This is a genomic window from Alcaligenes endophyticus (assembly GCF_026344035.1).
In the GTDB taxonomy this organism is placed as follows: Bacteria; Pseudomonadota; Gammaproteobacteria; order Burkholderiales; family Burkholderiaceae_B; genus Alcaligenes; species Alcaligenes endophyticus.
In genome coordinates, this window is the sequence record NZ_JAPKND010000002.1 from 52,354 (window position 1) to 74,228 (window position 21,875).

Annotated in this window: 23 protein-coding genes; 14 read left to right on the forward strand and 9 right to left on the reverse strand. The window is 49.8% G+C overall.

What is annotated here, in order from left to right; genetic code table 11:
- Nucleotides 1-4: 4 nt before the first annotated feature.
- From OSH01_RS04650 to OSH01_RS04715, 14 genes are all read left to right on the forward strand, one after another.
- Complete coding sequence (locus OSH01_RS04650) at nucleotides 5-685, forward strand: flagellar hook capping FlgD N-terminal domain-containing protein (protein ID WP_266122911.1); 681 nt, start codon at nucleotides 5-7, stop codon at nucleotides 683-685.
- Between the two features lie 54 nt (nucleotides 686-739).
- The gene (gene flgE, locus OSH01_RS04655; RefSeq protein WP_266122912.1) at nucleotides 740-1,981 is read left to right on the forward strand and encodes a flagellar hook protein FlgE; all 1,242 of its coding nucleotides are present in this window, start codon (nucleotides 740-742) and stop codon (nucleotides 1,979-1,981) included.
- Nucleotides 1,982-1,992: 11 nt separating this feature from the next.
- Nucleotides 1,993-2,739 carry a flagellar basal-body rod protein FlgF gene (flgF, locus tag OSH01_RS04660; protein ID WP_266122913.1) on the forward strand — a complete coding sequence of 249 codons (747 nt, stop codon included), beginning with the start codon at nucleotides 1,993-1,995 and terminating at the stop codon, nucleotides 2,737-2,739.
- A 31-nt stretch (nucleotides 2,740-2,770) separates the two neighbouring features.
- On the forward strand, nucleotides 2,771-3,556 hold the full coding sequence (gene flgG / locus OSH01_RS04665) for a flagellar basal-body rod protein FlgG (protein ID WP_266122914.1): 786 nt from the start codon (nucleotides 2,771-2,773) through the stop codon (nucleotides 3,554-3,556).
- A gap of 18 nt (nucleotides 3,557-3,574) precedes the next feature.
- Nucleotides 3,575-4,267 carry a flagellar basal body L-ring protein FlgH gene (locus OSH01_RS04670; protein ID WP_266122915.1) on the forward strand — a complete coding sequence of 231 codons (693 nt, stop codon included), beginning with the start codon at nucleotides 3,575-3,577 and terminating at the stop codon, nucleotides 4,265-4,267.
- Complete coding sequence (locus tag OSH01_RS04675) at nucleotides 4,267-5,424, forward strand: flagellar basal body P-ring protein FlgI (protein ID WP_266122916.1); 1,158 nt, start codon at nucleotides 4,267-4,269, stop codon at nucleotides 5,422-5,424. Before OSH01_RS04670 ends, OSH01_RS04675 begins: the two co-directional genes overlap by 1 nt.
- 3 nt (nucleotides 5,425-5,427) lie before the next feature.
- Nucleotides 5,428-6,390, forward strand: a complete 963-nt coding sequence (gene flgJ / locus OSH01_RS04680) for a flagellar assembly peptidoglycan hydrolase FlgJ (RefSeq protein WP_266122917.1) — start codon at nucleotides 5,428-5,430, stop codon at nucleotides 6,388-6,390.
- 99 nt (nucleotides 6,391-6,489) lie between these two features.
- On the forward strand, nucleotides 6,490-8,151 hold the full coding sequence (gene flgK, locus OSH01_RS04685; protein WP_266122918.1) for a flagellar hook-associated protein FlgK: 1,662 nt from the start codon (nucleotides 6,490-6,492) through the stop codon (nucleotides 8,149-8,151).
- Between the two features lie 46 nt (nucleotides 8,152-8,197).
- A complete protein-coding gene (gene flgL, locus OSH01_RS04690; protein ID WP_266122919.1) occupies nucleotides 8,198-9,418 on the forward strand; it encodes a flagellar hook-associated protein FlgL in 1,221 nt (406 codons plus the stop codon).
- Between the two features lie 47 nt (nucleotides 9,419-9,465).
- On the forward strand, nucleotides 9,466-10,878 hold the full coding sequence (locus tag OSH01_RS04695) for a methyl-accepting chemotaxis protein (RefSeq protein WP_323177981.1): 1,413 nt from the start codon (nucleotides 9,466-9,468) through the stop codon (nucleotides 10,876-10,878).
- Nucleotides 10,878-11,315 carry a hypothetical protein gene (locus OSH01_RS04700; protein WP_266122920.1) on the forward strand — a complete coding sequence of 146 codons (438 nt, stop codon included), beginning with the start codon at nucleotides 10,878-10,880 and terminating at the stop codon, nucleotides 11,313-11,315. Before OSH01_RS04695 ends, OSH01_RS04700 begins: the two co-directional genes overlap by 1 nt.
- Nucleotides 11,316-11,394: 79 nt before the next feature.
- The gene (locus OSH01_RS04705; protein WP_266122921.1) at nucleotides 11,395-13,074 is read left to right on the forward strand and encodes a methyl-accepting chemotaxis protein; all 1,680 of its coding nucleotides are present in this window, start codon (nucleotides 11,395-11,397) and stop codon (nucleotides 13,072-13,074) included.
- Nucleotides 13,075-13,173: 99 nt separating this feature from the next.
- A complete protein-coding gene (locus OSH01_RS04710) occupies nucleotides 13,174-15,093 on the forward strand; it encodes a DUF294 nucleotidyltransferase-like domain-containing protein (protein ID WP_266122922.1) in 1,920 nt (639 codons plus the stop codon).
- Nucleotides 15,090-15,812 (forward strand): 3'-5' exonuclease, encoded by a 723-nt coding sequence (locus OSH01_RS04715; protein WP_266122923.1) that lies wholly within the window; start codon nucleotides 15,090-15,092, stop codon nucleotides 15,810-15,812. Before OSH01_RS04710 ends, OSH01_RS04715 begins: the two co-directional genes overlap by 4 nt.
- Here the strand turns inward: OSH01_RS04715 and fliR are convergent.
- From fliR to fliJ, 9 genes are all read right to left on the reverse strand, one after another.
- The gene (fliR, locus tag OSH01_RS04720) at nucleotides 15,809-16,597 is read right to left on the reverse strand and encodes a flagellar biosynthetic protein FliR (protein ID WP_266122924.1); all 789 of its coding nucleotides are present in this window, start codon (nucleotides 16,595-16,597) and stop codon (nucleotides 15,809-15,811) included. The genes OSH01_RS04715 and fliR overlap by 4 nt on opposite strands.
- A 14-nt stretch (nucleotides 16,598-16,611) precedes the next feature.
- Complete coding sequence (gene fliQ / locus OSH01_RS04725; protein ID WP_266122925.1) at nucleotides 16,612-16,881, reverse strand: flagellar biosynthesis protein FliQ; 270 nt, start codon at nucleotides 16,879-16,881, stop codon at nucleotides 16,612-16,614.
- A gap of 5 nt (nucleotides 16,882-16,886) precedes the next feature.
- Entirely contained in the window at nucleotides 16,887-17,666 is a 780-nt protein-coding gene (fliP, locus tag OSH01_RS04730) for a flagellar type III secretion system pore protein FliP (protein ID WP_266122926.1), read from the reverse strand.
- Complete coding sequence (gene fliO / locus OSH01_RS04735; RefSeq protein ID WP_266122927.1) at nucleotides 17,663-17,956, reverse strand: flagellar biosynthetic protein FliO; 294 nt, start codon at nucleotides 17,954-17,956, stop codon at nucleotides 17,663-17,665. The genes fliP and fliO overlap by 4 nt, the downstream gene beginning before the upstream one ends.
- A gap of 3 nt (nucleotides 17,957-17,959) precedes the next feature.
- A complete protein-coding gene (gene fliN / locus OSH01_RS04740; protein WP_266122928.1) occupies nucleotides 17,960-18,475 on the reverse strand; it encodes a flagellar motor switch protein FliN in 516 nt (171 codons plus the stop codon).
- 2 nt (nucleotides 18,476-18,477) lie between these two features.
- Complete coding sequence (gene fliM, locus OSH01_RS04745; protein WP_266122929.1) at nucleotides 18,478-19,479, reverse strand: flagellar motor switch protein FliM; 1,002 nt, start codon at nucleotides 19,477-19,479, stop codon at nucleotides 18,478-18,480.
- Nucleotides 19,479-19,991, reverse strand: coding sequence for a flagellar basal body-associated FliL family protein (locus OSH01_RS04750; RefSeq protein WP_266122930.1), 513 nt, complete (start codon nucleotides 19,989-19,991; stop codon nucleotides 19,479-19,481). Before OSH01_RS04750 ends, fliM begins: the two co-directional genes overlap by 1 nt.
- A 189-nt stretch (nucleotides 19,992-20,180) precedes the next feature.
- Nucleotides 20,181-21,413: a flagellar hook-length control protein FliK gene (locus OSH01_RS04755; RefSeq protein WP_266122931.1), complete on the reverse strand. Its 1,233-nt coding sequence runs from the start codon at nucleotides 21,411-21,413 to the stop codon at nucleotides 20,181-20,183.
- 11 nt (nucleotides 21,414-21,424) lie between these two features.
- Nucleotides 21,425-21,874 carry a flagellar export protein FliJ gene (gene fliJ, locus OSH01_RS04760; protein ID WP_266122932.1) on the reverse strand — a complete coding sequence of 150 codons (450 nt, stop codon included), beginning with the start codon at nucleotides 21,872-21,874 and terminating at the stop codon, nucleotides 21,425-21,427.
- Nucleotide 21,875: the final 1 nt, after the last annotated feature.

Genomic DNA, 21,875 nt, shown 5'->3' on the forward strand with positions numbered 1-21,875 from the left:
GCATATGTCTATGGTGAATGGCACGACCAATCAGGCCACCACGTCAATGGGTGCCAATAGCTTGCGCTCGCAAGATTTGATGGCAGACACGCAGGATCGTTTTTTAACTTTATTAGTCACTCAACTGCAAAATCAAGACCCGCTAAACCCGCTGGATAATGCACAAGTCACGTCGCAAATTGCGCAAATGTCTACGGTCAGTGGGATTAAGCAATTGAATAATACTCTGCTCGCTATTACAGGCCAAATGGATGTCACACAGTCCATGCAGGCAGCAGGCTTAATAGGCAAAGAGGTACTAGTGCCGGGTAACAAGATATCACTCGGCGGGGGCGAGGGCAATAAAGTGGCGACACCGTTTGGTATTGATTTGTATAAGCCGTCCACCAGTACCGATGTACAAATTTTGGATAGCAGCGGAAAAGTGGTACGTACTCTTGAGCAAGGGCCTATGGCAGCTGGTGTGTACTCCATCAGTTGGGATGGCTTAGACGATAACGGTCAGCCCTTAGCAGATGGCTCTTATCGGGCACAGGTGGTGGCGACTAATGACGGCGAGTCTGTCATGGCCGAACCGCTAACGTATGGCAAGGTGGGTAGCGTGGCCTATACCTCGTCTGGGTTGCAGCTAGATCTAGGTTTGGCAGGTAGCCATTCCTTATTAGATATACGAAAAATTATGTAGCGTGAGCCTAAAAGCTTTAGGCACCGTCAGTATAAAGATAAAGGATGAACAGCAATGAGTTTTGGGCAAGGCTTAAGCGGCTTAAATGCTGCCTCACAGAATCTGGATGTTATTGGTAATAATATTGCAAACGCTGGAACGATAGGGTTCAAGTCGTCTACGGTATCGTTTGCCGACGTCTATGCCAACTCTCGTGTTGGTTTAGGGGTTCAAGTATCCGGCGTTAATCAACGCTTTTCTATTGGTAATGTGTCGACCACCGGGAATCAGTTCGACATGGCCATAGATGGCGCTAAGGGCTTGTTTCGCCTAGAGCAGCCTAATGGAGCGGTGGTGTATTCACGCAATGGTGAGTTTGGCCCTAATAAAGAGGGTTACTTAGTCAACGCCCAAGGTTTCTACTTGACCGGCTACGGGCCAGGCACCAACACCGTGCAGCGGATACGCGTGCCTGAAGGTAATATTGCCCCGAAAGCTACTGAGAATATGCGTCTGCAGATGAATATGCCAGCCAATGCGGTGGCAATTGATGCAACGACGCGCCCTTTTGATCGTAACGACGAAGCCAGTTACACCCAAGCGTTTAACTACAACGTGTATGATTCATTAGGGAATTCGCACATCGTTACTCAGTATTATATAAAGCGCGAGGCTAACGCGGCGGGTAATAGTGAGTGGGACATTCATTATTACATGGGTGATAATGCGATTTCTGTGTCTAATCCCGCCGATCCCAACACGCCACTCACAAGTCATAAAATGGAGTTTGATACCGCAGGTCGTATCTTACCCGCCTCAGAACTTGCGAAGTTCGTTATCGCTCAGCCTGGCGGCGCGAACTCCCCAGCAGCATCGTTAGAGTTTGAGATTAACTACCAAGGCAGCACCCAGTTTGGTGGAGGCTTTAATAGTGGTAGCCCCTTTCAGGACGGCTATGGCACGGGGGAGTACGCGGGGATGTCCGTGACTAGCGAGGGCACCATCGTCGCTGCGTATACGAATGGCGAAAATATGAACATGGGTGCCATTGTTCTGGCGAATTTTACCAATTTGCAAGGCTTGCAAAATATAGGCGGCAATGCGTGGGTAGAAACGGGCAGCTCTGGCCAGCCTGTTTTAGGGCGCCCCGGCGAAAGTGGTTTGGCCACCATCAAAGGTCAGGCGGTGGAAGAGTCCAACGTTGATATGGGGCAAGAGCTAGTCAATATGATTGTTGCTCAACGCACTTATCAGGCTAACGCGCAAACCATTAAAACCCAAGATCAGATGCTCCAGACTCTGGTCACCCTGCGCTAGGTTTACTAACCATGGATAGGTTAATTTACACCGCCATGAATGGCGCCCAGCGCATTCTAGAGCAGCAGTCGGCCATTACGAATAATTTGGCGAATGTGAACACAAGCGGATTCCGCGAGCAACTGGCGATTTATCGCTCGGTGCCGGTGGAAAGCCCCGATACTAGGACGACCCGGGTGGCAACGGTAGCTGCTACACCAGGCAGTAGTTTTGAAGCTGGGGCGATGGCCGAAACAGGTCATGCCTTGGACGTCGCGATACGGGGTGAGGGGTGGTTCGCCGTGCGCACTTCCCAGGGAGAGGCTTATACCCGCGCTGGAGACCTGGCGGTGAATGCGGACAATCTGCTCGTGACCCAGGCAGGCTTACCCGTGCTATCGCTGGATGGTGCTGAAATTCAAATACCTAACCAAGGAACGGTGACTTTTTCTAGCGATGGTCAAATAACGGCTCTAGGTGCGGGCGATAACCCGCGTGATATCCAGGTGGTAGCGCAGTTGAAACTGGTGAATCCTCCTACGGGAGATTTACGACGCGGGGATGACGGTTTGTTTCGATTGGCTCAAGGGGGCGCAGCGCAAGCTGATCCCAGCGTGAGCATGGTGTCTGGTTTTATAGAAAAAAGTAACGTCAACCCAGCAGAGGCGATGGTGGGCATGATAGCTAATGCACGCCGCTTCGAGATGCAAATGAAAGTCATACAAGACGCTAATACCAATGAAGAGCGTGCCAACTCCATTCTTTCGTTTAATAGTTAATGTTGCTCCGACCCAATAGTAAGGAAGTTAAATGATACGTTCATTATGGATTGCCAAAACAGGTCTGGAATCGCAGCAGACTAATATGGATGTTATTGCCAATAACTTGGCAAACGTCAATACAGTGGGTTTTAAGCGTACCCGCGCTGTGTTTGAAGATTTAATGTATCAAACACTGCGTCAACCTGGCGCTCAAGTGGGGGCTGCAAATCAATTGCCCTCGGGTCTGCAATTAGGGACTGGAGTGCGCACCGTGGCGACTGAGCGTATCCATACTCAGGGCGATTTAAAAAACACTGGCCATAGCCTGGACATAGCGATTCAGGGTAGGGGGTTTTTGCAAGTTGAAATGCCTGATGGCACGTTCGCCTATACCCGTGACGGTAGTTTGCAAATTGACCAAAACGGACAACTGGTGACAGCCGGAGGCTACCCGATACAACCGCCTATTAATATCCCTGATAATGCACTGGAAATTACCATTGCCCGTGATGGAACTGTTTCGGTGACTCAGCCTGGCGACATAGGCGCAAGCGTAGAGGTAGGGCAGTTGCAGTTGACCACATTTATTAATCCTACTGGTTTGCAAAGCATGGGCGAGAACCTATATGCCGAATCAGATGCTTCGGGCGCGGCCAATTTTTTACAGCCTGGCATGGATGGTGCAGGTTTGGTTCTGCAGGAATATAACGAGACCTCAAACGTGAATGTGGCTGAAGAACTGGTGAATATGATCACCACTCAGCGTGCTTACGAAATCAATAGCAAGGCGGTACAAACTTCTGATCAGATGTTAGCGCGTCTGGCACAGTTGTAAAAGGTATATGGGTTGGTGATGAGCAGCTTTTCACACATTCAGCGGGGCGTTGTGATACTAGGGTTATGTAGCCTTACTGCATGCGCGTTAGTACCCCCCGAGCCTATAGTCACAGGCCCCTTAACGGCTCCTCCACCGGTACCCCCGCCTGCTACGGCCTTAGCTAACGGTTCGATTTACCAGCCCACCGTGTACGGGAATTATCCATTGTTTGAAGATAGGCGCCCCCGCAATGTAGGCGATATTGTCACTATTCTTATCCAAGAGCGTACCAACGCCGCGAAAAATGTCTCCACGGCAACCGATCGCAACGGCAGTGCAGGCCTAGGGTGGGATCCCGCCCCTGATTTCTTACCGTCTGCGTTAGGCAGTAAGCAAAACTTCGGTGTAAAGGGCAGTAATGCAGCCCAAGGCAAAGGATCCAGTCGTGCCGATAACACTTTTGCGGGGACACTCACGACGACGGTGGTTGGCGTACTACCTAATGGGAACCTGCAAGTAGCTGGAGAAAAGCAAATTGCTATTAATCGAGGCAGTGAATATATACGCTTCTCGGGCGTGGTCGACCCTCGCTCTGTAACGGGTAGTAATACGGTCTCATCGACTCAGGTGGCGGATGCACGCATCGAATTCCGTAGTAAAGGGGTCATGGATGAAGTGCAAACTATGGGTTGGTTACAACGTTTCTTTCTTAATATTTCCCCCTTCTGATGCGTAGCTATCCATTCTCTCTCTCTCTAGACGCGGCGAGTTTTAGGCAGGTCATCACTCAAGTGTGTGTGGCATGCGGCCTGTTGTTTGCTCTGCCTACCGCTTCGTATGCGGCGGAACGCATCAAAGATTTGGCCAGTATACAAGGCGTGCGTGATAACCCCTTGATTGGGTACGGTTTAGTGGTCGGCTTAGATGGCAGTGGAGACCAGGTTAGGCAAACCCCTTTTACTCAGCAAAGCCTGACCAATATGCTGTCGCAGTTAGGGGTTACCATTCCCCAAGGCAGCAATATGCAGTTGCGTAACGTAGCCGCCGTAATGGTCACTGCTCGTCTTCCTGCTTTTGCTCGTCCAGGGCAATCTGTCGATGTGGTGGTTTCTTCTATGGGTAATGCCAAGAGCTTGCGTGGCGGCACCCTGCTCATGACGCCTTTGAAGGGGGCAAACGGTCAGGTTTATGCCATTGCTCAGGGTAACTTGTTAGTGGGTGGGGCGGGGGCCGAGGCCGGAGGGTCTAGCGTTCAAGTCAATCAGTTGAACGGGGGCACGATTCCTAGCGGGGCGACAGTAGAACAAAGCGTACCCACGACTTTTGTTAGCAATGGCATGCTGCACCTTGAAATGAATAGCTCCGACTTTGGTACGGCTCAGAATGTGGTCGAGGCGATCAATCGTCGTTTTGGCTCCGATACCGCACGGGCGCTTGATGGCCGGCTTATACAAATCCAAGGTCCTCACGATCCACAGGCGCAGGCCGCATTTTTATCTGATATCGAGAATATGCAGGTTACCTTACCGCCAGCTCGTGCACGCGTGGTTGTGAATGCGCGTACAGGCTCGGTGGTCATGAACCGTAGCGTCACTATCGATGAAGCGGCAGTCGCTTATGGCAATTTGTCTGTGGTGATCAGCCGTCAGCCTCAGGTCAGTCAGCCTGACACCCCTTTCGGTGGCGGGCAAACAGTAGTGGCCGACAGTACCCAAATAGAAATGCGTAGTGAAGGTGGCGCGTTGCAGCGTGTCAGTACCAGTGCCAATTTGGCCGATGTCGTGCGAGCGTTGAATGCTTTAGGTGCTAGCCCCCAAGACTTGCTGTCTATTTTGCAAAACCTAAAAAGCGCCGGTGCGTTGCGCGCGGACTTGGAGATTATTTAAGCCGTGAGCGTCAGTTACTTCCCTCGTCCAGGCACCACATCGAGTGTCTCTATTTTTGATTCCGAACAGTTGGCAAATTTACGTCGCGATGCCAGTTCAGGAGCCGACGTCGAGCAGACGCAACGAAAGGTGGCGCAACAGTTTGAGGCTTTGTTTATTCAAAATATATTGAAACAGGCACGTCAGGCCAAAATAGGGGATGGTGGCTTATTTGATAGCCAGCAAGTACGTATGGCGCAAAGCTTAGGCGATGAGCAAATGGCTCTGAATCTATCCCAAACTGGAATAGGTCTGGCGCAAGCGCTATTGGCTCAAATGCGAGGTGACTACGGAACGGCTCCCACGGCATCGGCCCCCGAGCGCAATATGAGTCGGAAGGTGGGGTTACAGTCGCGTATGCCCAACGAACGGGCAGTGGATGCGGATTCTATCTCGGCGCTTATCAATAAGCTTACCGCTAATAAAAGTCTGGAACGTGTGTATACCAGTATTAAAGGCGCGCCCGAGCATATACGTCAGTTTGTTGACCGAATGAGAAGTGCCGCACAGCTGGCAGCTAAGGACACGGGCCTACCGGAAAAATTGATATTAAGTCAGGCGGCTCTAGAGTCGGGATGGGGGCAGCGCGAGATTAAGCACGCCGATGGCAGCACCAGCCATAATTTGTTTGGCATTAAGGCTAGCCCTAATTGGAAAGGGAAAGTAGTCGATATTATGACGACGGAATACGAAAATGGCGTTCCGCGCCAGCTTACTCAGCGTTTCAGGGCTTACGACTCTTATGCTGAGTCTTTCGCTGATTATGCCCGTTTGATTAGTAATAGCCCACGCTATAGCGAAGTGCTATCAGCACCCGATGCGGCAAGTGCGGCACAGCGTATACAGGACGCTGGCTACGCAACCGATCCCTCTTACGCGCAAAAACTCATTTCTATCATGGCTTATTTTGACAGTGGTCGTCGTTAACACAATAAGACACTAAATTTTGGCCAAGAGCGGACGTTAAGTCTGTTAGGGAATTTGAATGCTAATGGTACGTCACCATTGCACTAATAGGATTGCATCATGAACCTTGCTAACTTGGGCCTTACAGGATTACTTGCCGCTAAGCAACGCTTGCAAGTAACGGGTCACAACCTAAATAACGTTGACACCGAAGGCTACAATCGCCAATCAGTGCTCACCCAAACGTCTAGGCCAAGTGCTACTTCCGCAGGCTTTGTAGGGCGCGGCGTCGAGGTGGTGACGGTGCAACGTGCTTACGATGGTTTTTTGCACAAACAGCTCAGTAATGCCCAAAGTCAAGGTGCGGCTCTGATTGCATACGGGAACGAAATTAACAAACTAGATAGTTTGTTTTCCGACCCCAGTACCGGCATTAGTCCTGCCATGTTGCGCTTCTTTGAGGGTATGCAGGCAGTGGCCTCAGCGCCGGCTGACGCCGCTTCACGCCAAGAGTTACTCGGGCGTGCAGCAAGCTTAGTGACGCAAATGAATGACACCAGTGCTTACTTACGGCAGGTGAGTGAAAACATCAATACGCAAATTGGCACGGCTGTCAGCCAGGTGAATAGCTACTTGGAGCGTATCCAAAGCGTCAATAATCAAATTATGGTGGCGCAGGGTAGTAACCCAGGCCATGCTCCTAACGATTTGCTCGATTTGCGTGATCAGTTAGTGACTGAGCTTGGGCAGTTGGTGGATATTCAAGCGGTAGAGCAGAATGGTCGAGTCAGCATCAGTACTAGTCGCGGTCAACTGTTACTAGGTGCCGACACGGTATATCCTCTGCATGCGATGCGTTCCGCGGCTGACCCTAGTAAAGTGGTACTGGGCTATACCAGCTCGTTTGATGCACAAGGCCAGCCCATTAAGGCTGAGTTTAAAGATACTGCAGTTACCGGCGGCAGCTTAGGCGGTCTGCTTAAGTTTCGTCACGAAACCTTAGAACCTACGAGCAATAACTTAGGTCGTATGGCATTAGGTTTGGCGTCGGCCTTTAATGAGCTTCATCAGGCTGGGGAAGATTTACATGGCAAAGCCGGAGAAAAGTTTTTCGGTTTTAATGATGCCTTAAAATCAACTCAAGTGAAAAGCAATGCGCATAACTCTGCTGGCTCTGGTACGCCAGGCTTTACCATCAGTGATGCCACTAGGCTCAGTAATCGTGATTATGAGCTAAGTTTTAATGACGGGGTCTACCGTCTGCGCACTTTACCTGATGGTACGCTAAATCCGTTAACTGATGAGCTTATGAAGGAGCTCGGATTTCAGATCGATGTGAGTGGCTTAAATCCAACTGCAAACGATAGCTGGTTAATTCAGCCCACTCGTAACGCGGCAGAAAACCTGCAGTTGGCGATTACTGACCCCGATCGTATTGCAGCAGCGGGTGTTGGCACCGGAACAGCCAATGGGGATAACGCATTAAAAATGGCAGAGCTGCAAAACTCAAAGGTGTTAGCTGGTGGAACCCTAAGTCTAAACGAGGGCTTTAGCCAAATCGTTAACCAGGTGGCAGTCAATACACAGCAAAATGCTACAGCAGCCAAAGCCCAAGCCAAGCTAATTCAACAAAACTATGCGGCGCAACAAGCTGTATCGGGAGTTAACGAAGACGAGGAGTATTTAAAGCTAGACCGTTATCAAGAGCAATATCGCGCGGCGGCTAGGTTGATCGATATCAGTTCCCAACTATTTGACACCTTGCTGGGATTGCGTACTTAAAACGCTTGTTCTGGGGTTTTCAGCTCTTTTCTCATCGGATTACATTATGCGCATCAGTACCTCTCTCTTTTTTCAGACTGGATTGAACTCCATCAATCAGCAACAAGCCGATTTAGTCAGAATTTTTCAGCAAATAGGCAGTGGTCAGCGTATGGTCAACCCCTCGGATGATCCGTTGGCCGCGGCGCAAAGTATCAGCCTAGAGCAGTCGCGCAGCATGAATGCTCGTTTCGGCGAGAACCGTGCTGTAGCGATGCGTAATTTAGGGGAAGAGGAAAACATTCTGAATGCAGTAACTGTACAGTTGCAGTCGGTAAAAACCCGCTTGGTGGAAGTGGGGAATGGTGCTTTGTCTGATTCTGATCGTCATACACTAGCCACAGTGTTGCAAAGTTCCTTAGACACTTTGGTAGGTTTGGGAAATAGTAAAGATGGGTCAGGGCAGTATTTGTTCTCTGGCGCCAAAGGGGATACTGCTCCGTTTGATACCAGCAGCTATGTTTATAACGGCGACACGACTCAACGCTTTATCCAAGTGGAGCAAACACGTCAGTTAGACTCTGCCGATCACGGTAATGATATTTTCATGCGCGCCAATCCTGGTGCTAGCGTGTATGTAAGTAGTGCCTCTGGTACTAACGCCGGTACTGGTGTTGTAGGCGCCCCTTCTTTGGACACGCCTAGTGTAAATAACGGTGCTACGTACGAGCTGACCTTCAACGCTGATGGAACATACAACGTTAAATGGGGTGCTGATGAGCTTCAGAATCAAGCGTTACCAGAGGCGGATAAGAATGGGGTGCGCCGTTTAAGCTTACCCGATGGAGCTTCAGTGCAACTGAGCGGTGTGCCTCAGGCTGGCGATAGCTTTACTGTTGAACTAGCATCCAAAAGCGGCATGAATTTGTTTAAAACATTGTCGTTCATGATAGAAGCACTGGCACTTCCACAAACCGGTAGTGAAACGAATCAAGCGCAATTCAGAAACATACTGAATACAACCATGCAACATATGGACCAGCATTACGACAACGTGCTTACCGTACGTTCCTCGGTTGGTACACGCATGAACGAGCTCGATGCCTTAAGTGCTAATGGCAATTTGCGTAACCTCAGCTATCGTCAAGAGCTTTCGCGCTTGCAGGATGTAAATTACTACGAAGCCAGTACGCAGCTTGAACTGCGTAAGTCTGCCTTAGAGGCAGCGGCGATGGCATTTAGAAAAATTCAAAGTACTAATTTGTTCACCATGAACAGTCGTGGTTAATAGCTAGTCTGGCACAGGCGTATTTATTTCGTACTCAGGAAACTTACATGTTTTTGAAGAATTCCAGTCTAAAAACATCCATGGTGATGCTGGCGCTGTTCTCTACAGCTCTCACGTTGATTGCGTCGGCTTATGGCTTGTATTTATTCTCTGTTGAGCCAGCGTTACAGGCTCAGCAAACCATGGTGTACAGCGTATTTGGTGTTGTTGCCGTGTTAGCCCTAGTATTTTTTGTAGTAACCATTGTGTTTTTTTTGCAGGCTGTTATTCGCCCACTAAACGACTTCTCAGTCCATTTTGAGGCCATTAGTAAGGGCGATTTAACACATCGTATACAGGTGCTAAACGACAACGAGGTGGGGCAGTTGTTTGCAGCACTTCGTCGGATGCAAGATAGTCTTGGCAAAACCATGGCCATAGTGCGGCACGGTCTGGCTGAAATTCAAGCGGGCGCGCAAGAAATTGCACAAAGCAATACTCATATTAGTAGCCGGACGGAAGACCAAGCTGTCTCCTTACAGCAGACGGCAGCTAGCATGGAGCAACTGGCGGGCACTGTACGCCAAAACGCTGATAATGCACATCAAGCCAACCAGTTAGCCACGACGGCTTCCGATGTGGCGCATCGTGGCGGGCAGGCAGTCCACGAAGTAGTGACTACCATGCAGGGCATTTCTGGCAGCTCTAGTAAAATCTCAGACATCGTGGGGGTGATTGACAGCATCGCGTTTCAAACGAATATTTTAGCGTTGAATGCGGCCGTCGAAGCTGCTCGTGCGGGTGAGCAAGGGAAAGGTTTTGCGGTGGTGGCAGCCGAGGTAAGGGCCCTAGCTCAGCGTAGCGCCCAGGCAGCTCGTGAGATCACCGGCTTAATTGAAGATTCAGTGCGCAAAGTTCAAGAGGGGTCCAGTCAAGTGGAACGGGCTGGAGCCACGATGCAAGAAATTGTAGACTCCGTGCGCCGTGTAACCGATATCATGGGCGAGATCACTGCGGCGACGATTGAGCAGTCATCAGGCATTGATTTAGTCAATCGGGCGGTGGCTCAAATGGATGAGACCACACAGTACAACGCACGGCTGGTTGATCAAGCGGCACTTGCCTCAGGTGCCTTAAGTGAACAGGTCGCGCACGTTAATGAAACCTTGGCTAGCTATCGTGTGCCTGGGGCTGAAGTTATCGACGTCAAGGCGAAACAAATACGTAACAAGCGCAGCCATCCAGAGAGTGCAAACTCAGGACAACGTGCGGCGACCGCTTCTTTAGGAGCAAAAACACCCGGAGTGGAGAATGCAAAAGCAGCCACTAATGGAACTCGCGTTGCCGCTACGCGTGGTGCCTTAGCTCATCAAGGTGCTGGTGGTCAAAGTAGGTCCACGGATGATCACGTATTGCGTCGCCCAGACTTAAGTGCTGGTAATCAAAAAAATGTTAGCGACGATGATTGGGAGGAGTTTTAATGGGGCGTGGCCGAAAAGCCTTCATACGGCGCCTGATAAGGCTAAATGCTGCATCAGTGCTGTGCGGTTTGCTTATGGCGTGTTCTACCTATGGGTCTAGTTTTGAACCTAAAGGCTTAACTTTGTTGATACCGGGTGTGAGCACTCAAGCCCATGCCGAGGACTATTTGCGTGGTCCTGCATTTAATACTTATCGGCAACTCGATGGCTCTCAAACGGCCGTCTGGTTGCAGCGCAATACTTTAGCCACAGACGCAATTTATTTTAATCAAGAGCTTTGGTTGCAGTTCGATGCCCAAGGGCGTTTTGTGCGTGTTGTTAAACGCGAAAATATTCCACTTATATATAAAGAGCAGGAGGCCCCTAGGCCTACCGGTTCCATCACCGTAGAGTCTCCAGACTCAGATATGATCACGATTCATCCGGTGACACGATAAGTTTTTTCGACTCATCTAGGTCATTATTATGTTTGGCTTGAATAAAAAAAAGGGCCTGCGGCACGCTGGAAAGCAGCGTTTGTCTACTAAGCAGGGCTCAGTGGCTTCTAAAGAGGCTCGAGGATTACGTATTAGCACTTTGCTCTTGTGGGGGATGAGCATTTTCATGGTGCTAATTATGGCGGTAGGAGGAGCGGCTATTTATTTTCTGTACGGTAGCGAGAGCACCATGCGTCAACTATCGGCGCAAAGTGAGCGCAGCCAAGGCTTGCAGGAATTAAGCATTACGATGTTAGATGCTCGGGTGTCCTTATTGATGGCAGCACGCTTCTTTCAAGAGGCGGCGGTTGATCAGAGTACTGAGCTTGCACAACGCGGGGAACAAACCCTAGCGGCAGCAAAAGACAAGATTAAACAAGCGCAGCAGATATTTTCACAGCTGCGTGCCAAGATGCCAACCGAGTCGGCGGGGCGACGTTTGATGACACGTATGGTGGGATATTATCAACCCTATATGGACGATGGTATTGAGCCAATGGTGCAGGCTTTGGAGTCCCAAGACTACTCGACGTTCTACTTTGTGAATGCTGAGTTTGGCCTGATCCGTTATCAGGCTTTTCAAGGCGGTATCCAAGCGTTAGGTGAGCATTACGCTCAAGTGGCGGCAGAACACCAACAAGCGGCTGAGCAACAATCGCGTATGGCGATGGTAATGATAGGGCTTAGCCTGTTGATTGGTTTAGTGTTGATGATTGCCTTACGTGTTATATTGTCGCGCCAATTGCTACGCCCCTTGCGTGAGGCGGGTATACAGTTGGATAAGATCGCCGGTGGCGATTTAACCCATCGTATCCACTACCGTTCAAAAAACGAAATTGGTGTGCTATTTGATTCCATGCGTAGTATGCAGACAAGCTTACAAAATATGGTTTTAACCGTGCGCCAAGGAGTAGATGAAATTACCTCCGGTTCCACGCAGATTTATGCTGGCAACACCGACTTAAGTGCTCGCACTGAGCAGCAGGCGGCCTCTTTGCAAGAGACGGCAGCAAGTATGGAGCAGTTAGCCAGTACGGTAAGACAGAACTCAGACACTGCCGCTCAAGCCGATAAGCTGTCGCAAAGTACCGCTCAAGTGGCTGAGCGTAGCGGTGAGGCAGTAGCGCAGTTGATCACCACCATGAATCAGATTTCGCATAGTTCGGGGCAAATCGCTGACATTGTTAACGTTATTGACGGTATCGCTTTTCAAACGAATATTCTGGCGTTAAATGCGGCAGTGGAGGCAGCCCGTGCGGGAGAGCAAGGTAAAGGCTTTGCCGTGGTGGCAGGAGAAGTGCGTTCACTTGCCCAGCGCAGCGCACAAGCCGCTCGCGAGATTAAGGTGCTGATTGAGGGGTCGGTGCAAGATGTGCGAGTGGGGACTGAACAGGTTGACAGTGCTGCGAGCGTTATTCGTGACGTCGTGCAGCAGGTGAGTCGAGTCACCACCCTGATGGGCGAGATTGCCTCAGCGTCACAAGAGCAGACCTCGGGGATTGAGCAGGTGAACGTGGCGGTCAGTCAAATGGATTCTGTTGTGCAGCAGAATGCGGCCTTAGTCGAAGAGGCCGCGGCGGCTGCTCGTTCCTTGCAGGATCAAGCCGAACGTCTATCGGATGTAGTCGCTACCTTTAAGCTTAATGGAGCCGATATTATTGATGTGTCGGAGTCTTATGCCGAGGTCGGTTTTGAGTCATATCAAAGTCGTTTGAGTTAACTGCTGCCTATAGTCGAAATCCCTAAGTACTGAATTCCAGTTTTCTTTATGCTGCATGGCACAATAATGTTCTAGCAGTACAAAGAACTGGAGTTCACTATGCAAGTCGCAGGCAGCTCAACTCGTTCAGTAGAGCAAACCTCAGTGCGTCAAAAAGCACCTGGAATCGTGCAATGGTTGGTTCATTACCCACCTTTTGATCAAATGGAACGCTCGCACTGCGAGTATTTGGTCGATCACTGTGTAATGCGTTACTACGATCAGCACGAGGTAGTGCTGCAAGCAGATGCACAGTTTGCCTCATATGGCTTATTCATTGTGCGCAAGGGACGTATTCAAAGTACGGCCGAAGAGCCTGCCGAGTTCCAGGCCGGTGAGCTCTTTCCCATCGCTAGTCTGTTGCAAGCAGAACCTACTGCACAAACCTATATTGCTGCGGAAGAAAGTTTTTGTCTCTTGTTACCGCATCAGGCATGCGCCCATTTGTTGTCTGTGTCGACGGCTTTTCGTGACTTCTGTTTGCAAGGGGCAAGTAGTCTATTGAACACCGTGTTTCATGCGGCGCAGAAGAATGCTAAAGCTTATTTGGGTGGCAGCTATACTTTAGATGTTTTGTTGTCTGATCTTTGCCCTAGAAGTTTGTTGTCGTGTACACCTGATACAGCAGTACAACTGGTAGTGCGGCGCATGCATGACTATCAAGTCAGTAGTATGGTGGTGGTAAACGATCAACAGCATTTATTAGGCATCTTCACATTACGTGATTTACGTAAGCTTATTGCGAGTGGCTCATATCACGCCCATCAGGCGGTTGGTGAGCTGATGACTCCGGAGCCATTAGTGTTATCCGGCAGCCATAATGCCTTTGACGCAGCCTTGCTCATGGCGGAGCATCATATTGGACATATATGTTTAGTAGATGGGCCTACTGCGATAGGGGTGGTGTCAGAGCGCGATATATTTTCCTTGCAGCGGGTAGACCTTGTACATCTGTCTAGAGCAATACGCCACGCAGGCGATTTAGCTACCATTAAGCAATTGCAGGGTGATTTGAACCGTTTGGTGGATGCCATGCTGGCTCATGGTGCCAGAGCCGAGCAACTCACACGTTTGATCACTCAGTTTAATGATCACACGGTGTGTCGCTTGATTGAGTTAGAGCTCCCGCGTCATGCTCTAGCTCGTCAGCTAACGTTTTCTTGGCTGGTGTTTGGTAGTGAGGCCCGTGCAGAGCAAACACGCCACACCGACCAAGATAATGGGATAGTTTTTCAAACAAGTGATGAGCATGATATAGAAACATGCCGGCAGGCCTTAACGGCTTTTGCGCTGAATATTAATAAGGCATTGGATGAGTGTGGCCTGCGTTGGTGCACAGGTAATATTATGGCCAGTAATCCCGAGCTTTGTTTATCAGAGCACGAGTGGTTACGGCGTTTTCAGCATATTGTCGAACGGCCCGCACCGGAGCAGTTGTTGCAGTCCACCATCTATTTTGACTGTCGCACGGTGTGGGGCGACCCCAAGCCTTTAGTTCGTTTATGGCGTCGTTTACTGGCTTTAGTGCAAGATCAACCAGTTTTTCAGCGTTTACTAGCACAGGCTGCGATAGACAGTCGAGTTCCTTCGGGCCGCGTACCCAGTCGTTTAGAAGCGTTTGTGGGGCCAGGTAGTAATACGGTGGACATCAAGAAGCAGGCCATGACCCCGATGGTGGACTGTATTCGCGTGCTGGCATTAGCGCATGCCTGTAGTGAGCCAGGGACTTTAGCTAGGTTGGAGTTTTTACGCCAGAAACAACAATATAGTGCAGAGCAGGCAAAAACGTATGAGGAAAGTTATCGCTATTTACAACTGCTGCGTTTGCAGACTCATCAGTGTCAACTGAAGCAAGGGGTACCGCTGAGCAATCTGATTCAGCTTGACAGCCTTAGTCAATTGGATGCGCGAGTGTTGCGTGAAAGCCTGCGTCACGTAAGGCAACTGCAGCGTGATCTGGCGTATAGGTATCGTCTATGAGTGTGTGGCATCGGTATACAGCGCTTGTAAAAGCTCGTCTATCCAGCCCATCTAGCGCGCGCTACGCCGCGCCTGTGTATAGCGCGCCCCCTAATCATTCAGCGTTAAATGAACTCAATTTTACGGTGTTTGATACCGAAACAAGTGGTTTGCTGGCCGATAAACATCATATTGTGCAAATTGCTAGTATGCGCATTCAGGCCCAGGCATTAGACCTAGGTAGTGCGTGGTCTGCCTTGATTGACACGCAGGGGGCGGTGCAGCCTGACAGTCGTTTGATTCATGAAATACGACCAGAAGAGCAGCGCTATGGGCATCCCGAGGCGCATGTGTTGCGTGAGTTCTTGCATGGAGCCTCTAATAGCGTGTTGTTGGCTTATGACGCTGATTTTGACTTGGCTTTTTTGCGGCGGGCTTGGAAACGTCATGCATGGGGTAAGTTCGATGTGTTATGTTTGGATTTAACCCGTTTGGCAGCGTTAGTGTTACCCGATTGGCAAGGGCAAGCACAAGGGTTGGATGATTGTTTAGGGTATTGCGGAATTAACCCCGCAGATCAGGATAGGCATGATGCCTTAGGGGATACCTTTTTGGCGGCAAGCTTAGCGTTAGTGTTACTTCGTAAGGCACAGCAACAAGGTTGGCATACGCTAGCCGAGCTGCAATTAGCGTTGCGCCACCGCGATCTTTTACACCGTAATGCTAGGCTAGGGTGCTAGCGACCCGCCAAGCCGGTGGCAATTTTTAACATAGCCTCGTAAGTGTTATTAAACATCATAATAAAAAAGTTGGTGGTTTGCGGCAGCACAACGGTGAGCAATAAAAGTCCTATTGTCAGACTGATAGGAAAGCCTACAGCGAAAATTGTTAATTGTTGGGCTGTACGGTTCAAAATTCCGAAAGCTAAGTTGATCGTGAGCAAGACGATAATAAGTGGCAGTGCCATCAGCATGCCCGACACCATAAGTTGGGCACTCCAATCGAGTAAGGCTCCCCAGCCATTGATGTCGAGCGCGCCTTGGGCAATGGGGACAATCTCGAAAGTACGCACTAACACTCCTAAGACTAACAAGTGGGCATTTAATGCTAAGAAAATTAATACAGCAATGATATTAAGTAGCCGAGACAAGACTGCTGTGTTTGATCCAGTAGCGGGATCAAAGAACGAGGCAAACGATAAACCCATCTGTAAACCGATAAACTCTCCTGCAATTTGAAACGCCGCAAACACAATACGTATGCTTAGACCCAGCGCCAAGCCAATAAGTACTTGCTGAATCATTAGCCATAAAGCGTCATAGGAGCCCGGAGGAATGTCAGGTAGTGGGTAGAGTGACGGTGCGACAACGATGCTAATCAGTGCCGCTAAACCTATTTTTAATCGTTTTGGTATAGAGGACTCACCAAACAACGGACTGATGGCTAGCATGGCCAGAATACGGCAGAAAGGCCATAAAAAGGCGTTGATCCATGCGTAGAGTTGTTCTAAGGTGAAAGAAACCACGGGCAGTCGTGACCTTAGTTGACTAAGCCGGGGATACCACGCAATAAGCCCTGCATATAATCGACCATGGTACTGATAAGCCAGGGGCCCATTAATACTACGGCAAGACCGGCTGCTAACAGCTTGGGAATAAAGGCTAGGGTCATTTCGTTGACTTGGGTAGCCGCTTGGAAAATACTGATGACTAAACCTACAGTCAAGGTGACTAATAGCAATGGGCCAGCCATGAACAAAGCCAGCTTGAGCGCTGTATAGGTCATGGACATTACGGTTTCAGGAGTCATAGTGTTTATTGATAAAAGCTGCGTGCGAGAGACCCAAGGAGCAAATGCCAACCATCTGCCAAGACGAACAGCATAAGTTTGAAAGGCAGTGAAATAGTGACTGGTGGCACCATCATCATACCTAAAGACATCAAGACACTGGCGATAACCAAGTCTATGATTAAGAAAGGAATAAATATGGTGAAGCCGATTTGAAAGGCTGTTTTTAGTTCACTGGTAACAAAGGCGGGTACTAAAACACGCAATGGGGTGTCAGCGGGAGACTGTAGCTCGCCTACTTGTGCCATATCGCTGAATAAGCGTAGATCCGCTTCGCGAGTTTGGTGCAGCATGAATGTTTTGAGAGGCTCAACTCCACGCTCTAGTGCCGTTTCAAAGCTAATGCTATCTTCGGCTAAAGGCTTGTATGCTTGCAGATATACCTCATCAAAGACAGGGGACATCACGAAAAAGGTTAAAAACAAGGCCAAACCCACTAACACTGTATTAGGGGGAGAGGCACCCGTACCCATGGCATTACGGAGTAAACCTAAGACAATAATAACGCGTGTGAATCCCGTCATCATGAGCAACATGGCGGGAAGAAAAGACATCATGGTCAAGAGCAGCAAGGTTTGCACGCTGAGTGACCATGTTTGTTGTCCGGCCGCATTGACCGAGCTGCTTAAGGCTGGCAGGGTTTGGCTCCAGGCCGCATGGGGAATGAGTGTCAGCCCTGCAAGCCCCAGCGCGCAAAGTGCTAGCAGCAAATAGCGCGAAAAAGGGTAAGTGGAGTGGCGCATCATGATGGATCGTTAGCTTCGTTCAAGTGCTGTTGGAAGCTTTTTTTATCGTCGAGGGTATGCAGTAGGTTGATTTGTTGTGGCGTTACCCCCAGCACGATCTCAGTGTTATCTATGCTGACGATGAGCAAGGATGCCCGGGCGCCTAAGCGCTGGCTAGCAATAATTTTAATCCGCCGATTTTCATGGGTTTTGAGCCAGCCTTGACGCTTACTGAGCCAGGCAGCAAAAAGTATCAGCAGTACGACGCAGAAAAGACTGACGACAACGCGCAGTAAGCTGCTTTCATCCATGGTTTATCGACGGCTATTAAGGCGTTGTATGCGGTCTGAGGGAGTAATAATGTCAGTCACTCGAACCCCGTACTTTTCATCGACCACGACGACTTCGCCTTGAGCGATTAAATAACCATTTACATAGATATCTAGCGGTTCCCCGGCCAGACCGTCAAGCTCTACGACCGAACCTTGTCCCAACTGCAATATGTTTTTGATGGTCAGGCGGGTACGGCCTAGCTCTACCGATAGCTGTACTGGGATATCCATAATCATGTCTATATCGCTGCCACTCACCGTGGGGGCGCTGCGTATAGGTTGAAACAGATTGCTGGCTGGCTCAACGGAGCTACCGCTTGCTGCAGCCTGCTCGGCAAGCGCAGATGCCCAATCGTCATCAGCATTTTGACCTAAACCTTGGGCTTGGTTGCTGTGGGGTGTCTGTTGTTCGCCAGCCGCTTGTTCAGCTAAGGCGGCTGCCCAGTCGTCTTCAGCCGGAGTGTGCTGATCGTCGTTAGGAATCTGGGGATCAGTCATGTTCAGGTACCTTGTGGAATGTCAGATTCATTGGTGGTGAGGATATCTTGTACGCGTAAAGCATAGCGACCATTGGAGGTGCCATAAAGACACTCTAGTACGGGTACACCATCTACGTGTGCTTGGACGGTTTCTGGAATTTCTATGGGTAGAATATCGTTCACACGTAAGCGTAATAGCTGTGCAATAGTCATGTCTAGGTGTTGGAAGTCTGCAATGAGTTCGACTTCAGCACTTCGTACTTGGCGTGACAGTTGATGTATCCAACGCTGGTCAATGGCACCGGCGCTTTTATCTTGTAGAGGGCGCGTTAGTATGTCGCGTACCGGTTCTATCATGGAGTACGGGAGGCAAATGTTTAAATTGCCGCCTTGAGAGCCGAACTCGATATTAAACGAGCTGACCACAACGATATCGTTACCGCTGCTAATACTGGCAAACTTGGTATGCATTTCTGAGCGTATATACTCAGCTTCTAGGGGGTAGGCGGTTTCCCAAGCTTGGCAGTAGCTGTCGAGGGTAAGGGTTAGCAAACGCTGAATAATACGTTGCTCGGTGGTAGTGAAGTCACGCCCCTCAATGCGCGTGTTATAACGACCATGCCCCCCAAATAGGCTATCAATAATGAGAAAAACCAGATTTGGGTCAAAGGTAAAGAGGGAAACGCCACGTAGGGGTTTCAGCCCTACCATATTTAGGTTGCTGGGGACGGGCAGGTTGCGCTCAAAATCCGAGTATTTCTGAATTTTAATCGCCCCGACAGTGATATCCGCATTACGACGCATGAAGCTGAGCATGGTGCTGCGCAATCGTCTAGCAAAGCGCTCGTTGATGAGCTCCAGCGTTTGCATACGATGGCGTACTACGCGATCAGGCGAGGTGAGATCGTAGGCGCGTACCCCGCTATTGTTTTCTATGCGTGGTTTGGCATCTACACCTTCACCGGTAACCCCAGCGAGTAGAGCATCAACTTCGTCCTGAGATAGGAAGCTTTGATACGACATTATTGGATCACAAAAGCCGTGAACAACACATTGTTAATACGTGGTGCTACGTTTGTAGGTTCGTAGGGAGTTTGTAGCCCTTTGCTAAGGCTGTGTACTAAGTCTTCCCGTCCTTCAGGAGTTTGAATGCGACTGGGAATTTGCTCAGCCAAAATTTGTAAAACACGATCTCGGACTACCGGCATGAACTCTTGGATTATTTTGCGTGAGTTGTCGTCGGGCACTTGCAGGCTGATACCTACGTAAAGAATCCGCGCTCTACCGTGTTCATTCAGCGTTACCGTAAAAGGTTCAAGCCCGGCGAAAATGGGCTTTTCTGTGTTTGGCGGTGGGGCCGCGGGCAGAGGATTTGCTACAGAGGCTTGTGCTGACGATTGTCCCCATGTAGCCCAACTGGGGCGACTATCTTGTTTCCAAGAGTAGTATAGGGTAACGCCCACACTGATCAAAATGATCAGTAACACCACCAAGAGGTTAATAGCAAAGCGCGCAAATCTGGATTTAGCAGCCATGAGACTTTTAGGCAATCAAATGTGAACAGTTAACATTAACTGAAAGTAATGGGTTGAATAGCCACAACGGCTTAATTATGCCTGAAGGACTCGCAATCGGACGCGCAGAATAGGGCGGACTTTTCTTGGTAGATCTGTCCATTGTGTCTGAGTGCATGTGTTTGCAGGGTTAAGTGATAGAGCGTTGACTTAGGCATAGGTGTCAACCAAGGCATCTACGGCGAGGGTTCGTTGTGGCGTTAGCGCTACTTGCTCTGCTAGCTGTGTAGAGGCCGCGCCCACTGACATGCTGTTGCGTTGACCTGTTTGCTGGGCAAACTCGGCGAGGGACTGTTGAAACTGCTCGGTATTGCTTTGGTCACTGACGTTGGCTTGGCCCAAACTGAGGCCATTGTCGGCCAACTGCTGTTGCAGTTGGCTTAATGACTGTTCTATGGTTTGACGCACCAAAGCATGGGGCGAGCTAATTAACGCGTGTGCAATGCCGTCTTGTACATGCAAGCTGATGCGTAGCGGACCTAGTTCGGGCGGATCAAGGCGAATTTCAGCCGATTGCCATGAGTGGTTGTCTTGGGTGACGAGCTTAATAAAATGTTGGCCTAACTGCTGTGTCCACCCTGGTTTTTGAAGGTTTATAGCATCTTGGATAGGGGCGGCAGAGGGGGGCGTTACGGGACTAGTACTGATTGCGTTGTTCGTCTGTACGTTCAGAGCAGGGTGGGAGGCGATTGGCTCAGGGGCGGCAGACGTTTGGAGCACGACTTGTTCAGCGCTTACGTTTGTAGACTGCTGGCTGTTTGTAGCAGGCAGGTTGGAGTGAGCGCTTACGTTGATCAGAGAGGTCGCGAGTGGTTTTGTACTTGGCTCTTTCGAGGCGCTGGGCACGGTTTTTTTGTTGTTGCTTGGCGTGTTTGCTAGGTCGGGTTCGAAGTCTGGGCGGATAGTAGTGCTGTTTACGGGCTGGGCAGCCGCATGTTTGTCGATTGCCCTAGCCAAGGGTAGGTCTGGGGCCGCAAGCGCTTTTGTATGATCTGTTTTTGGGAGGGAGCTTGGCTGTAGTGCTTTAGCCTCGTGCAAAATCTGTAAAGCTAATAGGGGCAGTGCGCCTTCTTTTTCATTGTCAGAGTTATCATCGATGACTGCTTGTGGGGTGTCCTCGGGCTTATTGGTCTGAGTGACATGGGGGGATTCTATGGCGTCATCGGGGGTAAGTTTTTTTCCTGCCACTAAAGCCTTAACCGCTTTAGTTAGTTCTTGTGCAGGCAATTCGGTATTTTGCTGTAAATGACTATAAACCTGCAATAAGCCCGCAAAGGGGGAGTTGGGGCTTATGTCAGTATTGTGTGGGGTACTGTCAGACGGGGCCGTGCGTGTGTTAGCACCAGAGGCTAAGGTAGCGGTAAGAACTAATGGGCTGCTCACGACTGACTCCTTTAGTATGTGCCTTGCGCTTTGGCGTACAGGCGGGCAGAAATTTCATCGGTTTGAATTTGTTCTTGACGTGCTTGTTCTTTCAGAGCACGGTACTGGCGGCGTTCGACTAAGGTTTCGTAGGCGTTCACGCGCACACGTTTTTCGTTCCAATTGTCGCGACTGGCCGATACTTTATCGTCCAGTTTCTGGAGTATCTTATTTTGCTGCTGAATGGCCTCATCCAATGTGGCGATAAAGCGTACAAAATTATGGTAATTCGACATAGTCAAACCAGTTCGGCCGGCTTCCAGTAAACGCTGGGCGTAATCTTGGCGGTAGCCCTGCAACATTTCCAATTGTTCTGCTGCTGCCCGCTGTTGACTGCTGATGCTATGAAGTTGCTGACCGGCTTGTTCTAAATGGTTTTGGCCTAAATCTACCAGTAAATCTAACGAGTTGCTGGGTTTCATA

Excerpts from the sequence above, each read along its gene's own strand:
- flgK (WP_266122918.1), top strand. The coding sequence starts at position 6,490 with ATGAACCTTGCTAACTTGGGCCTTACAGGATTACTTGCCGCTAAGCAA.
- OSH01_RS04695 (WP_323177981.1), top strand. The coding sequence starts at position 9,466 with ATGTTTTTGAAGAATTCCAGTCTAAAAACATCCATGGTGATGCTGGCG.
- fliQ (WP_266122925.1), bottom strand. The coding sequence starts at position 16,881 with ATGACTCCTGAAACCGTAATGTCCATGACCTATACAGCGCTCAAGCTG.
- flgE (WP_266122912.1), top strand. The coding sequence starts at position 740 with ATGAGTTTTGGGCAAGGCTTAAGCGGCTTAAATGCTGCCTCACAGAAT.
- flgG (WP_266122914.1), top strand. The coding sequence starts at position 2,771 with ATGATACGTTCATTATGGATTGCCAAAACAGGTCTGGAATCGCAGCAG.
- OSH01_RS04715 (WP_266122923.1), top strand. The coding sequence starts at position 15,090 with ATGAGTGTGTGGCATCGGTATACAGCGCTTGTAAAAGCTCGTCTATCC.
- fliN (WP_266122928.1), bottom strand. The coding sequence starts at position 18,475 with ATGACTGATCCCCAGATTCCTAACGACGATCAGCACACTCCGGCTGAA.
- fliP (WP_266122926.1), bottom strand. The coding sequence starts at position 17,666 with ATGATGCGCCACTCCACTTACCCTTTTTCGCGCTATTTGCTGCTAGCA.
- OSH01_RS04675 (WP_266122916.1), top strand. The coding sequence starts at position 4,267 with ATGCGTAGCTATCCATTCTCTCTCTCTCTAGACGCGGCGAGTTTTAGG.
- fliM (WP_266122929.1), bottom strand. The coding sequence starts at position 19,479 with ATGTCGTATCAAAGCTTCCTATCTCAGGACGAAGTTGATGCTCTACTC.
- flgF (WP_266122913.1), top strand. The coding sequence starts at position 1,993 with ATGGATAGGTTAATTTACACCGCCATGAATGGCGCCCAGCGCATTCTA.
- fliO (WP_266122927.1), bottom strand. The coding sequence starts at position 17,956 with ATGGATGAAAGCAGCTTACTGCGCGTTGTCGTCAGTCTTTTCTGCGTC.
- OSH01_RS04650 (WP_266122911.1), top strand. The coding sequence starts at position 5 with ATGTCTATGGTGAATGGCACGACCAATCAGGCCACCACGTCAATGGGT.
- OSH01_RS04710 (WP_266122922.1), top strand. The coding sequence starts at position 13,174 with ATGCAAGTCGCAGGCAGCTCAACTCGTTCAGTAGAGCAAACCTCAGTG.
- OSH01_RS04670 (WP_266122915.1), top strand. The coding sequence starts at position 3,575 with ATGAGCAGCTTTTCACACATTCAGCGGGGCGTTGTGATACTAGGGTTA.
- fliJ (WP_266122932.1), bottom strand. The coding sequence starts at position 21,874 with ATGAAACCCAGCAACTCGTTAGATTTACTGGTAGATTTAGGCCAAAAC.
- flgL (WP_266122919.1), top strand. The coding sequence starts at position 8,198 with ATGCGCATCAGTACCTCTCTCTTTTTTCAGACTGGATTGAACTCCATC.
- OSH01_RS04750 (WP_266122930.1), bottom strand. The coding sequence starts at position 19,991 with ATGGCTGCTAAATCCAGATTTGCGCGCTTTGCTATTAACCTCTTGGTG.
- OSH01_RS04700 (WP_266122920.1), top strand. The coding sequence starts at position 10,878 with ATGGGGCGTGGCCGAAAAGCCTTCATACGGCGCCTGATAAGGCTAAAT.